Genomic DNA, 12,254 nt, shown 5'->3' with positions numbered 1-12,254 from the left:
GGGCCGCGCTGGCTGGGCAGGGAAACCTGAACCACGGGAATGTCGGCCTCGGGGTACATCAACGACAGCGGCACCCAGACGCCATGGTCCGAAGGCCGCCCTGTCTCCAGGCGCGCCGGCAACTGCGCAGCGTTTAGCAGGTCGGCGACCTGCGTTGCCAGCTGGGGATCGCCTGGCGCCGGATATTGCACTTCGTACAGGGCTTTCGGGAAGCCACCGAAGTCATGCCACGTTCGCGGTCGCGGGTTGGCGCTGACCAGCAGTTCATTGCTCTCCCAATGGGCGGACACAATCACGATGGCCTTGGGCTTCGACATTTGCGCGGCCAGGCGAGTCAAGGCCGGGCCGCTCTCGCCGGGTTCCAGGGCAAGCATCGGTGAACCATGGGAGATAAACAGGCTGGGCAGCATGGACGGGCTCCTGAGCGTTAAGATGTGTTCATCTTCGGTCAGGTCAATGATCGGAATCTAATATAAGTTTTAACCTGTTTTGATCGAATTTATGGAGCGATCCCCATGGACCCCGAGTTTTGGCACCAGCGTTGGTCAACCAATCAGATCGGCTTTCATCTGCCGGAAGTGAACCCTTACTTGCAGCGTTTCTGGCCCCAGTTGGGATTGCCTGAAGAAACTCGGGTATTGGTGCCCTTATGCGGCAAGACGTTGGATCTGCTGTGGTTGGCGCAACAAGGTTTTTCCGTGCTGGGGGTGGAGCTATCGGAAAAGGCCGTCACTGATTTTTTCCAGGAACATCAGCTTGAGCCAAACGTGAGTGAGGAGGGCGCCTTCAAGGTATTTCGTTCTGGTGCCATCGAAATCCGCTGCGGTGATGTCTTTGCGTTGACGCCTTTGGACGTCGCGGATTGCGCGACGTTGTATGACCGCGCTGCACTGATCGCCCTGCCTGCACCGATGCGCGAGCGTTATGCGACCCATCTGCAGAACATAATGCCGGACTGCGTCGGGCTGGTGATTACCCTGGACTACAACCAGGACGAGATGCCTGGGCCGCCGTTTTCGGTAGGACATGAAGAGGTGCAGCGATTGCTGGGCAGGGCTTGGCAATTGCAAGTCCTGCAGGAGCAGGATGTGCTGGGCGAGAGTTGGAAGTTCTTGCAGGCGGGCGTGACGCGGCTGGATGAGCGGGTGTATCTGGTGTCCAGTCGTGGGGTGCGTTCAATGACCCCGTCCCGAACGGGCCCGCTGCCGCTTTTGACATGACCGGCAAAAAAAAGCCCGCATCGCTGCGGGCTTTCTTGTAACAGTTGGCGGTCAGCCGCGACGACGCAGTGCGTCGATTCGCTCTTCCAGCGGCGGGTGGCTCATGAACATGCGAGCCAGGCCCTGCTTGATGCCACCGTTGATGCCGAAGGCATTCAAGGTGTCGGGCATGTGCACTGGCAGCCCTTGTTCGGCGCGCAGGCGCTGCAGGGCGCCAATCATGGCGCTGGTGCCGGCCAGGCGCGCACCGGCGTCATCGGCGCGGAACTCGCGTTTGCGCGAGAACCACATGACAATGGCGCTGGCGAGGATGCCCAGTACCAGTTCGGCGAAGATGGTCGCTACGTAGTAGGCAATACCCTGGCCTCCCTCGTTCTTGAAAATCACCTTGTCGACAAAGTTGCCGATGATGCGGGCAAAGAACATGACGAAGGTGTTCACCACGCCTTGGATCAGCGCCAGAGTGACCATGTCGCCGTTGGCGACGTGGCCGATTTCGTGGGCCAGCACAGCCTTCACTTCATCCGGCGAAAACCGTTCCAGCAGGCCTTGGCTGACGGCGACCAGGGCGTCGTTCTTGTTCCAGCCGGTGGCGAAGGCGTTGGCTTCGTATGCCGGGAAGATCCCGACTTCCGGCATCTTGATCCCGGCTTCACGGGACAACTGCTCGACGGTTTGCAGCAGCCATTGTTCATGACGAGTGCGCGGCTGGCTGATGATCTGGGTACCGGTGCTCATCTTCGCCATCCACTTGGAGATGAACAGCGAGAAGAGGGAACCGGCAAAACCGAACACCGCACAGAAGATCAGCAGCTGATTGAGGTTGAGATCAACCCCGTTGGCCGCCATGAACCCGTTGAAGCCGAAAAGGCTCAGGGTGATGCTGGCAATCAGCACGACCGCCAGGTTAGTGGCCAAAAACAGCAGGATGCGCATCATGGTGGTAGCAATCTCCTCATGCTAAAGATGTAGCGTTATGCGGGGTATATAAGGTGCTGCCGCAGGCTATTCAACTCGCCTTCTATTTCAAACTGTGTCCTACAGCAGTCCTCATTGTTTGAAAGACTTTTCTGAAAGTTGCCGCGGAAAAGAAATACGGCCGCTGCACCCCGTGAGCGTTGCGTCTCGTCGTCCATTGGACAGCGAGCCCTCGCGCCAGAAACCTGCGGAGACAGAAAAAAGGATATGTTGCTGAATCAGACAGGGTGCGAGGCAAACGCCCCGCACCCTGTCTGGATCATTGCCGGTAGGATCTGAGGAAATTGCCGATACGGCCAATGGCTTGGTCGAGATCGTCAACCCGCGGCAAGGTCACGACGCGGAAATGGTCCGGCCATGGCCAGTTGAATGCCGTGCCCTGGACGACCAGCAATTTCTCCGACAGCAGCAGGTCGAGTACGAATTTCTCGTCGTTATGGATCGGGCAGACCTTCGGGTCGATTCGCGGGAAGGCATACAGCGCACCCATCGGCTTGACGCAGCTGACGCCGGGGATGTCGTTGAGCAACTCCCAGGTGCGATTGCGCTGTTCCAGCAAACGGCCCTGAGGCAGGACCAGATCGTTGATGCTCTGGTAGCCGCCCAGTGCCGTCTGGATCGCATGCTGGCTCGGCACGTTGGCGCACAAACGCATATTGGCCAGCATGTCGATGCCTTCGATGTAGCTCTGGGCGTGGTGCTTGGGACCGGAGATGGCGATCCAGCCGGAGCGGAAGCCGGCGACACGATAGGACTTGGACAGGCCGTTGAAGGTCAGACACAGCAGGTCCGGCGCCAGGGAGGCGGTGCAGACGTGCACGGCGTCGTCGTAGAGGATCTTGTCGTAGATCTCGTCGGAGAACACCACAAGGTTATGCTGGCGGGCCAGTTCGAGCATGCCCAGCAGCACTTCGCGGGAATACACCGCGCCGGTCGGGTTGTTCGGGTTGATGATCACCAGGGCCTTGGTGTTCGGGGTGATCTTGGCCTTGATGTCCGCCAGGTCAGGGAACCAGTTGGCCTGCTCGTCGCACAGGTAATGCACCGGGTTGCCACCGGACAGGCTGACGGCGGCGGTCCACAGCGGGTAATCCGGCGCCGGCACCAACACTTCGTCGCCGTTGTTGAGCAAGGCCTGCATCGACATCACGATCAGCTCGGACACGCCGTTGCCCAGGTAGATGTCCTCGATACCGATGCCTTCGACCTGCTTCTGCTGGTAATACTGCATCACCGCCTTGCGCGCACTGAACAGGCCCTTGGAGTCGCTATAGCCTTGCGCAGTCGGCAGGTTGCGGATGACGTCCTGGAGAATTTCATCGGGGGCTTCGAAACCAAAGGGCGCCGGGTTGCCGATGTTCAGCTTGAGGATGCGATGGCCTTCCTCTTCCAGGCGTTTGGCGTGCTTGAGCACCGGGCCGCGAATGTCGTAGCAGACGTTGGCGAGCTTGTTCGATTTGCTGACCTGCATGGCGATGTGTTCCCGAAAATGAACGATCCAGGCGGCGTATGAACTACCGTACTGGGAATCCTGCGTCTGTGCCCGGGCCGGACGCGGTAGAGGCGCCACAATCCATTTGAATGCGCATGACGTGACTGCCAGACTGGCGCCTGACGAGGCGCAATCATACGTGCCGCCCGATCTGCGGAAAAGCGTCGGATCGGGCTTTTTCAATTGCCGAGGTAGGACGATGGAAAAGCTGGAGAAAACCCTTGAAGAATGGCGCGCCATGCTCGACCCGGAGCAGTACAACGTCTGTCGGTTGAAGGGCACCGAGCGGCCGTTCTCCGGTAAATACAACGCCACCAAGACTGACGGTGTGTATCACTGCATCTGCTGCAACGAGCCGTTGTTCGATTCGACGACCAAATTCGATTCCGGCTGCGGCTGGCCGAGTTTCTACGCGCCGATCGAAGGCAGCGCGGTGGTGGAGGTGCGGGATGTCAGCCACGGCATGATCCGCACCGAGGTGGTCTGCGCCAAGTGCGAGGCGCATCTGGGCCATGTCTTCCCCGACGGCCCACCGCCCACCGGTTTGCGGTACTGCATCAACTCGGTGTGCCTGGATCTGGTCCCCCGGTAGGGACTGTTCACCACGATCCCCGTGGCGAGGGAGCTTGCTCCCGCCGGGCGGCGCAGCCGCCCCAAACAATCTGGCGCAGTTTGTTCAGGCAGATCGTGCCAGGCGGTTTTACGACGGCTGCGCCCCACCCCCACCAACCCCCCCCCCCACGGGAGCATTGGGTCCGCATAAACGATAATTAAATTGCACACAATTTAATTGCTCGCTATCTTCGGCATCCAACTTTCCTCTGGAACCGCGCCATGACCGAGAATCTGCTTAGCATTCCCTGCACCACCATCAAGGGCGAGCAGAAGACGCTCGCCGATTTCGCCGGCAAGGCGGTGCTGGTGGTCAACACCGCCAGCCAATGCGGCTTCACCCCGCAGTACAAAGGCCTTGAGGCTTTGTGGCAATCCTACAAAAACCAGGGCCTGGTGGTGCTGGGCTTTCCTTGCAACCAGTTTGGCAAGCAGGAGCCGGGCAACGAAGGGGCGATCTCGGAGTTTTGCGAGCTCAACTTCGGCGTGAGTTTTCCGCTGTTCAAAAAGATCGATGTCAACGGGGCCAACGCCCACCCGTTATTCGTCCAGCTCAAGCAGCGGGCGCCCGGTGTGCTCGGGTCCAAGGGCATCAAGTGGAATTTCACCAAGTTCCTGATTGGCCAGGACGGTCAGGTGGTCAAGCGCTTCGCCCCGACCACCAAGCCCGAGGATCTCACCGGCGAGATCGAAGCCCTGCTCAAATGAGCGAGCTGTCAGTCGATTCGCTGAAGCTTGACGGCCAGTTGTGCTTCAAGCTGTACGCCGCATCACGAGCGGTGATTCGTGGCTACAAGCCGATGCTCGATCAGCTTGGCCTGACCTATCCGCAGTACCTGGCGATGCTGGTGCTGTGGGAATGGCAGGACAACACCCCGGAGCAGCCCACGGTCAAGGCGCTTGGAGAACGTTTGCTGCTGGATTCCGGCACGCTGACGCCGTTGCTCAAGCGCCTGGAGCAACTGAGCCTGATCCGCCGCCAACGTTCGGTCCAGGATGAGCGAGAGGTGCATTTGAGCCTGTCGGATGCGGGCCGCGCCTTGCGCGAGCAGGTCGGCCCGCTCAAGGCGCGCCTGCTGTGCGACAGCGGGATCGATCTGGATCGTGTGGGGGCGTTGCGCGATAACCTGGATCACTTGCTCAAGCAGATCAAAGGGCTGACGTAGTCGGCACCCACTGGTCCAGCAACGCCGCCAGTTCCTCGCGACGGAACGGCTTGGACAGGTAATCGCTCATGCCGGCGGCCCGGCAGCGCTCGCGCTCCTCGGGCATCGCGTTGGCCGTCAGCGCGACGATCGGCAGGTCCGGCCAGCGGCCACTGCGGCGAATCTGCCGGCTGGCTTCGTAACCATCCATGACCGGCATGTTGCAGTCCATCAGGACCAGGTCGAACGCTTGTTGTTCGAGCTGGTCCAGGGCTTCTGCGCCATGGGCCGCGACCACCACCTCACAGCCCAGCTTGACCAGCATGCCCTTGGCCACCAGTTGGTTGACGGGGTTGTCTTCCACCAGCAACACCCGGCCACGCCGCGAAGGCGCCAGCGCTTCGACCTGGGCGTTGTTGATGGTCGTCGCCTCGCTTTGCAGGGCCCGGCGCAGGATCTGGTAAAGCGCGTGGCGCGCCAGCGGTCGGGCCTGCTGCAGCAAAGGTGCGAGGGCGGCGGCTTCTTCACTGGGCATGAAACTGCCGTAGGCGGTGACCAGCAGGATCGGCGCGTCGAAGGTCGGACGCAAATTGAACAGGCATTCCGGGCAATCGGTAATCAGGATGTCCGGCTTAAGCCCCAACAGCCCATCGTCCACGGTGCGCTGTATGTAATCCAGTCCCCAGACCGGCAGCAACATGCCCAGCAATTCGGCCAGCCCGCTATTGGCGGTGGTGATGGCGACCACATTACCCCGCAAGGTCTCGACGGGCGCGGCCGGGCTGTGGGCGGGCAGCGGCAGGTCGGCGCAGAACTGGCTGCCGAAGCCCGCCTCAGAACTGATCGTCAACCGGCCCTGCATCGCTTCGCAGAGGTTGTAGGTCAGGGCCAGGCCCAGTCCGGTGCCGCCGAACTGGCGGGTAATGCCCGCGCCGGCCTGGGTGAACGGTTGGAGAATCCGCGCCTGGTCTTCCTGGGGAATGCCGATGCCGGTGTCCCAGACCTCGATCCGCACGCCGCCTTCATAGTGACTCAATCGCACATCGACCCGACCGAAACGGGTGAACTTCAACGCGTTGGAAAGCAGGTTGCTGACGATCTGGCGAACGCGGGTCGGGTCGCCCAGTACCTGGGCCGGGAACTGCGGGTCGATCAGACACGCCAGTTCGACGCTTGGCGCCGCGTTCTGCGACAACAGGTTGGCGGTGTCTTCGACCAGCGCGCCAAGGTCGAACGGTATGCGTTCGAGTTCCAGTTGCCCGGCGTCGAATTTGGACAGGTCGAGAATGTCGTTGAGCAACTCGACCAATACCTTGCCGGAGTCATGCGCTATTGACAGCTGTTGCTGTTGTTCGGCCGTCAACGGGCCATCCAGCGACAGGGCGATCATCCCGAGCAAGCCATTGAGAGGTGTGCGGATCTCATGGCTCATGTTGGCCAGGAACGCGGAGCGCGCGTCAGCCATGTCCAGGGCGGTGCGCCGGGCGATATCCAGCTCCTCGTTGGACTGGCTGAGCCGCGCGTTGATGGCCTTGAGCTCGGCCGTGCGCGCCGAAACGATATTTTCCAGTTGTGCCAGGTAGTCGGTCAGACGATTTTCCGCCGCCCGCCGTTGCTGGATTTCAGTGGAGACGTTCTCGAACTGCTGGTTGGCGACCGATACCAGCACGCCGATTTCGTCGTGTTGGTGCCCGGAAGGACATTCCAGCGGACGCTGTTCGCTGCTGCTCGGGTCGCGGCTGCTGAGTTCGCGGATGACCCGCACCAAAGGTTTGGTCAGCATGACGTAGAACAACGCCAGCAGCAGGCCGGTCAGGATCAGGCTGCGGGCGAAACCGTTGAGCAGCGTCACCTCGGCCCGGCGCAGGAAACGGCTGCCGAACGCATAAGTATCGACATCCAGCCGCAGCACGCCGAGGGACTCGCCCGGCAGATGATTCAGGTAGAGCCGATCCTCGAACTGGCGTTGGGCGCCAAAGAGGGAGTCGCTGATAAACCGGTAACTGCTTTGCAGCTCGGGTCGCTTGACGCTGGCCAGCACCGTATTGTTGTTGTCGATCAGTTCGGCGCCGACGATGGCTGGCGAGCGCAACAGGCCCAAGGCCAGTTCCTGGGCCAGCTCGGCATCGATGTTATAGGCGATGCGCGAGGCCGGGTTATGGCTGATTTCGAGCAACGAGAGGATTTCACGGTTGATCGACGCGTCTTCGCTGGCATAATCGATGCCGATCTGCAACAGGCTCAGCAAGGTGCCCAGCACGAAACCCACCAGGACGGTCAGTCGAGCCTGTTTATATGACAGCCGTTGGGTGAATCTGATGTCCATGGGATGGTGAACCACTTACGTTTCCCTTCGCCGGTCAAGCATAGCTGATCATCTCCGAGTACCGGTGCGGCCGGTTGCGTTGTCTGAAACAGACCCGCCGCTGGCCTCGTCGTTTCGTCGCTGTAGCGTCATCATTACCGTGAACTTGTCCGAGGAAAAGACGTGGACGCCCGATTGAATGCTTTTCTTGAGCGCGCCGATGCGGTGCTTGCCCGTATCGAGCCCCTTTTGCCCGCCCCGCGGCCCGACATCGACTGGAGCCAGACTCTGGCTGCCCGCTGGCAACGTGACGGGCGCAGCGGTTTCCTGCTGCCGTTGGCGGTTAGCCTCGACATGCGCCTGTCGGACCTGATCGGTGTCGACCGTCAGGTTGAACAACTGGGCCGCAACACTCGCCAGTTCATTGATGGCATGCCGGCCAACCACGCTTTGCTCTGGGGCTCGCGCGGCACCGGCAAGTCGTCGCTGGTGCGTGCCTTGCTGGCCGAACATGCCGGGCAGGGCCTGCGCTTGATCGAGATCGAGCGTGACCACCTGGCCGATCTGCCCCGGGTAGTCGAGCAGTTGGCAAAACTGCCCCAGCGTTTCGTGCTGTTCTGCGATGACCTGTCGTTCGAGTCCGGCGAAGGCGACTACCGCGTACTCAAGAGTGTGCTCGACGGTTCCCTGGAGCAGGCGCCGGACAATGTGCTGCTGTACGCGACCTCGAACCGCCGCCACCTGGTACCGGAAAAGGAAAGCGACAACGAGAACTGGAAGCGGGTCGACGGCGAGCTGCACCCCAGCGAAGCCGTAGAAGACAAGATCGCCTTGTCCGACCGCTTCGGGTTGTGGCTGTCGTTCTATCCGTTTACCCAGGAGCATTTCCTCGATGTGGTAGAGCATTGGATCGGCGAGCTGGCGGCCAAGGCCGGCCTCGACTGGCAGCGTGACGAAGCATTGGACGTGCAGGCGGTGCGTTGGGCAACCGGACGGGGCAACCGCAACGGACGTTGCGCCTATCAATTTGCCCGTTATTGGGTGGGCCTCAAACTCCTGGAGCACAAGGCATGATCGATTTGACCCAAACCGGTGAAGGCCTCGCAGGCTACGGCCTGTTGTCGGCACAGCTGCAATCGTTGCTGGCCGATGAGCGCGACTTCATCGCCAATGCCGCGCAGTTCTCCGCTTTCCTGTTCAGTCAGTTGGAGGATCTGAACTGGGCCGGTTTCTATCTCAACCGCAACGAGGAGCTGGTACTGGGGCCGTTCCAGGGTCAGATTGCCTGTGTGCGCATTCCCTTCGGTCGCGGTGTCTGTGGCACGGCGGCGGCGACTCGCCAGACCCAGCGTGTCGAAGATGTCCATGCGTTCCCCGGGCACATTGCCTGCGACAGCGCCTCGAACAGTGAATTGGTGGTGCCGCTGGTCAAGGAGGGACGTTTGATCGGCGTGCTGGACCTGGACAGTCCGAAACTGGCGCGTTTCACCGAGCATGACCAGGCCGGCATCGAGCAGCTGGCGAGCATCTTCCTGCGACTGACCGATTGCTGATCACGCCATCAGCCCGGCCTTGACCAGCAGGCTGCCCGGGTCAATCTCATCGATCTGGCTCGGGTCCAGGAATTCCTCGGCGTAACCCAAGTAGATCCGCTCATCGATGAACAGCTGGAACAGCTCGGGATCGATGTGGGCGTCGCGGCACATGGTGGCCATGATGCCCAGGGCTTCGCTCAGCTTCTTGGCTTTTTTATACGGGCGATCCGCTGCGGTCAGCGCTTCGAAGATATCGGCAATCGCCATCATTCGAGCCGGCAGGCTCATCTGCTCGCGCTTGAGTCGCTTCGGATAACCGCTGCCATCCATTTTCTCGTGATGGCCGCCGGCGATTTCCGCAACGTTTTCCAGGTGGCTGGGGAAGGGCAACTGACTGAGCATCAGGATCGTCTGCACCATGTGGTGGTTGATCACGTAGCGCTCTTCGCGGGTCAGTGTGCCGCGCGTGATGCTGAGGTTGTAGAGTTCGCCGCGGTTGTATTTCCAGTGTGGTACATCGAGCTGGAAGCCCCATGGGTTGTCTGCCGGAATCAGCTCGGCTGCATGCCGCTCGAGCAAATGCTCGGGTTTGTCCGCCAGCAGCGATTCAGTCACCGGAAGCGTCGGTGGAGGCGTGCGCGCCTGGCGTCGGTTTTCTTCCCAGGAAACCCCCAGGCGATCATCGAGAGTGCGCGTCCAGGTGCGCTGGGCGATGCGTTGCAAACGCTGCAGATCGGCCTCGGCCATGGCCTCGGAACCCAGGTTGCAGCGTGCGACAAAGGCAAAGTCATCATCGAGGGCGGCCAATGTCGCGTCGCGCTGGCGGGCCAGGGCTGACGACTCGCCACCCGTTGCCAGGGCCTGCCAGTAATCGATCCAGGCGTCGCGCTTGAGTACCTCGAAGCGGGTACGGATTTCATGGATACGGTCGTTCAGGGTTTCCAGCTTGGTGGCCTTGTCCACTACATACTCGGGTGTGGTGACCTTGCCGCAGTCATGCAGCCAGGCAGCGATGTGCAGCGCTTCCCATTCATCTTCCGTTGGCCGATAGGCGTCGAACGCTGGTGCCCGGCTGGCGGCCGCGGCCTGGGCAAGCATCAGCGTCAGGGCCGGCACCCGCTGGCAATGGCCGCCGGTGTAAGGGCTCTTGGCGTCGATCGCCCCGGCGAGCAGTTGGATGAACGAGTCCAGCAATTGCTTTTGCCTGGCTTGCAGGCGCTGGCTTTCGATGCTCACCGTCGCGGTGCCGGAAACGGCCTGGAGAAAAGCGATGCGGTCCGGCTGGAGTTTTTCCAGGTCGGCTTCGGTGCCGCTGTCGGTGATCAACAGCAACAATATGCCAACGGTTTCCTGGTGGCGGTTGCGCAGGTGGATGCCGATCAGGTGCACGCGCGGGGCATCCAGTTCCAGTAGGACACTGCGCAGGTCGGCAGCCTGCTCGAAGCCCAGCGAGGACACCAGGGTTTCCGCAGTGGCCAGTTCCTGTAACCACGGCGGGCTGTCCGCGCCATTCAGTGCGTAGCCTCGCAGGGCGAAGGTTTGCAGGTCCCGAGGTGTCCCATCGATCACCAGCCCGTAGGGTTTGACTTGCTCCTCGTCGTGTTCGCGCAGATAGATCAGGCCGGCCTGGGCCTGGCCGATTTTCACCGTCTCGAACAACACCCGTTCCAATAGCGGGGCAAAGCGGGTTTCAGCGCGCAGGCTGGCCGTGATCTCGAAAAAACTCGCCAGGGTTTCTTTCATGCGGGCCATCGAAACGCCCAGTTGATCGACTTCCAGCACCGGAGAACGGCGGGACACCGGGTAATTGAAGTCAAAGCTGCGAATGGCATCGGCTTCCTTGACCAGTGCGCGCAAGGGCTTGACCAGGATCCGCGAGGTCAGCCAGCCGAGGGGCAGGCATAGCAGCAATGTCGCCAGGGTAATCAGCGCGCCTTGCCAGCGCAGGCGATAGGCATCGGCGAGCAATTCGTCCTCCGGCACCAGCAAGGCCAACTCCAGACCCTGCGGCCCGCCCTCCTGCATGTGGCTGCGGGAAACTATCCATTGGCGTCCGGCCGCTTCCAGGCGCGGCGTGTCGCTGTTGTCATCGAGCGCAGCGGCGATGGCCGGGGCGAGGTCACGCGCCTTGATCAACCGGGACGACTGCGCGTCGGCGATCAGCCGGCGGCTGTCCGGATAGCCTACCGCGTTGCCTTGGGGATCGATCAGGACAATTTCGGTGCCGGCGCTCACCTTGTGCTTTGCCAACGTCTGGGACAGGGCGGCCAGGGTCAGGTCAGCGCCGATGACGGCCTGCCCGCCGCTGCGCCGCGCAAGGGTGGTGCCGATGTTTCGGGTGGAAAAGAACACGTAGGGTTCGGTGGTGATCTGTTCAGGGCTGCTCAAGGCGCTACGGAACCAGCCCCGGCTGCGCGGATCGTAGGTTTCGTCAGGCTGTTGCAGGCGGCTGAGAAGGTTCAGGTCCCGGTCATAGAACAGCGATTGCGAGCGAACCTGGCCTTCGCCGCCGGCGCGCTCCACGGTCCAGACCTGGTACAGCGCGCCGACCGGAGCCTTCATCGCGGCCCTCAAGGCATCGGTGCGCAACGGCCGGACCATCAGGAAGTCGCCATTGTTGTCGCCCAGGTACAGCGACGCCAGGTTCGGGTTGTCCCGCAGCGCCTGGCTGAAGGGCGCAAGCAGGTCCAGGCGTTGCGCCATCCCAGGCGCACGCGTCGCCGGGTAATCGGCCAGCAGGCCGAGCAAATGACGGATTGGTTCGTAGGTGTCGTACAGGTCCAGGCGTACGTCCTGTTCAATTCGATTGAACAGCTTTTCGCTGCTGGACAGGATGATCTGGGTGGTTTGCCGGTAATTAAAAACGCCAAGCACGACGCCAGTCAGCAGCAGGAGCAGGGTGAACATCACGCTGATATGGACGTGCAGGGGAAACCGGCGTTTTTCCGGACGCGGTGCGCTGGGCAT

At 61.4% G+C, this 12,254-nt stretch carries 11 protein-coding genes; 6 read left to right on the top strand and 5 right to left on the bottom strand.

Translation table 11 applies throughout. The annotated features are described in order from the left end of the window. A partial coding sequence (locus ACE04F_RS23775; RefSeq protein WP_486110164.1) for a DODA-type extradiol aromatic ring-opening family dioxygenase occupies positions 1-410 on the bottom strand: 410 nt, incomplete at its 3' end. A 105-nt stretch (positions 411-515) separates the two neighbouring features. Between ACE04F_RS23775 and ACE04F_RS23770 the strand changes: the two genes are divergently transcribed. Further along, on the top strand, positions 516-1,220 hold the full coding sequence (locus ACE04F_RS23770) for a thiopurine S-methyltransferase (RefSeq protein ID WP_486110163.1): 705 nt from the start codon (positions 516-518) through the stop codon (positions 1,218-1,220). A gap of 51 nt (positions 1,221-1,271) precedes the next feature. Here the strand turns inward: ACE04F_RS23770 and htpX are convergent, their stop codons facing one another. Then, positions 1,272-2,159 carry a protease HtpX gene (gene htpX, locus ACE04F_RS23765; protein ID WP_486110162.1) on the bottom strand — a complete coding sequence of 296 codons (888 nt, stop codon included), beginning with the start codon at positions 2,157-2,159 and terminating at the stop codon, positions 1,272-1,274. 298 nt (positions 2,160-2,457) lie between these two features. Continuing rightward, positions 2,458-3,669, bottom strand: coding sequence for a pyridoxal phosphate-dependent aminotransferase (locus ACE04F_RS23760; protein ID WP_486110161.1), 1,212 nt, complete (start codon positions 3,667-3,669; stop codon positions 2,458-2,460). Between the two features lie 220 nt (positions 3,670-3,889). Between ACE04F_RS23760 and msrB the strand changes: the two genes are divergently transcribed. The 3 genes from msrB to ACE04F_RS23745 all read left to right on the top strand — a co-directional run bounded on the left by msrB (position 3,890) and on the right by ACE04F_RS23745 (position 5,468). Then, positions 3,890-4,282, top strand: a complete 393-nt coding sequence (gene msrB / locus ACE04F_RS23755) for a peptide-methionine (R)-S-oxide reductase MsrB (RefSeq protein WP_486110160.1) — start codon at positions 3,890-3,892, stop codon at positions 4,280-4,282. A gap of 242 nt (positions 4,283-4,524) precedes the next feature. Continuing rightward, entirely contained in the window at positions 4,525-5,010 is a 486-nt protein-coding gene (locus ACE04F_RS23750; protein WP_486110159.1) for a glutathione peroxidase, read from the top strand. Then, positions 5,007-5,468: a MarR family winged helix-turn-helix transcriptional regulator gene (locus ACE04F_RS23745; RefSeq protein ID WP_486110158.1), complete on the top strand. Its 462-nt coding sequence runs from the start codon at positions 5,007-5,009 to the stop codon at positions 5,466-5,468. The genes ACE04F_RS23750 and ACE04F_RS23745 overlap by 4 nt, the downstream gene beginning before the upstream one ends. Here the strand turns inward: ACE04F_RS23745 and ACE04F_RS23740 are convergent. After that, positions 5,452-7,773, bottom strand: coding sequence for a hybrid sensor histidine kinase/response regulator (locus tag ACE04F_RS23740; RefSeq protein WP_486110157.1), 2,322 nt, complete (start codon positions 7,771-7,773; stop codon positions 5,452-5,454). The two genes, ACE04F_RS23745 and ACE04F_RS23740, sit on opposite strands and share 17 nt — an antisense overlap. Positions 7,774-7,935: 162 nt before the next feature. Here ACE04F_RS23740 and ACE04F_RS23735 point away from each other — a divergent pair, with 162 nt between their 5' ends. Further along, positions 7,936-8,826, top strand: coding sequence for an ATP-binding protein (locus ACE04F_RS23735; protein ID WP_486110156.1), 891 nt, complete (start codon positions 7,936-7,938; stop codon positions 8,824-8,826). Further along, a complete protein-coding gene (locus ACE04F_RS23730) occupies positions 8,823-9,305 on the top strand; it encodes a GAF domain-containing protein (RefSeq protein WP_486110155.1) in 483 nt (160 codons plus the stop codon). Before ACE04F_RS23735 ends, ACE04F_RS23730 begins: the two co-directional genes overlap by 4 nt. Here ACE04F_RS23730 and ACE04F_RS23725 read toward each other — a convergent pair whose 3' ends face one another. Further along, positions 9,306-12,254, bottom strand: a complete 2,949-nt coding sequence (locus ACE04F_RS23725) for an HD domain-containing phosphohydrolase (RefSeq protein WP_486110154.1) — start codon at positions 12,252-12,254, stop codon at positions 9,306-9,308.

Source organism: Pseudomonas sp. AGC41 (genome assembly GCF_057334555.1).
This window is presented reverse-complemented; position numbering and strand designations above follow the sequence as displayed.

Coding starts and splice junctions, on each gene's coding strand:
- ACE04F_RS23745 (WP_486110158.1), top strand. CDS start 5,007: ATGAGCGAGCTGTCAGTCGATTCGCTGAAGCTTGACGGCCAGTTGTGC.
- ACE04F_RS23770 (WP_486110163.1), top strand. CDS start 516: ATGGACCCCGAGTTTTGGCACCAGCGTTGGTCAACCAATCAGATCGGC.
- ACE04F_RS23730 (WP_486110155.1), top strand. CDS start 8,823: ATGATCGATTTGACCCAAACCGGTGAAGGCCTCGCAGGCTACGGCCTG.
- msrB (WP_486110160.1), top strand. CDS start 3,890: ATGGAAAAGCTGGAGAAAACCCTTGAAGAATGGCGCGCCATGCTCGAC.
- ACE04F_RS23760 (WP_486110161.1), bottom strand. CDS start 3,669: ATGCAGGTCAGCAAATCGAACAAGCTCGCCAACGTCTGCTACGACATT.
- htpX (WP_486110162.1), bottom strand. CDS start 2,159: ATGATGCGCATCCTGCTGTTTTTGGCCACTAACCTGGCGGTCGTGCTG.
- ACE04F_RS23725 (WP_486110154.1), bottom strand. CDS start 12,254: ATGCCCAGCGCACCGCGTCCGGAAAAACGCCGGTTTCCCCTGCACGTC.
- ACE04F_RS23740 (WP_486110157.1), bottom strand. CDS start 7,773: ATGGACATCAGATTCACCCAACGGCTGTCATATAAACAGGCTCGACTG.
- ACE04F_RS23750 (WP_486110159.1), top strand. CDS start 4,525: ATGACCGAGAATCTGCTTAGCATTCCCTGCACCACCATCAAGGGCGAG.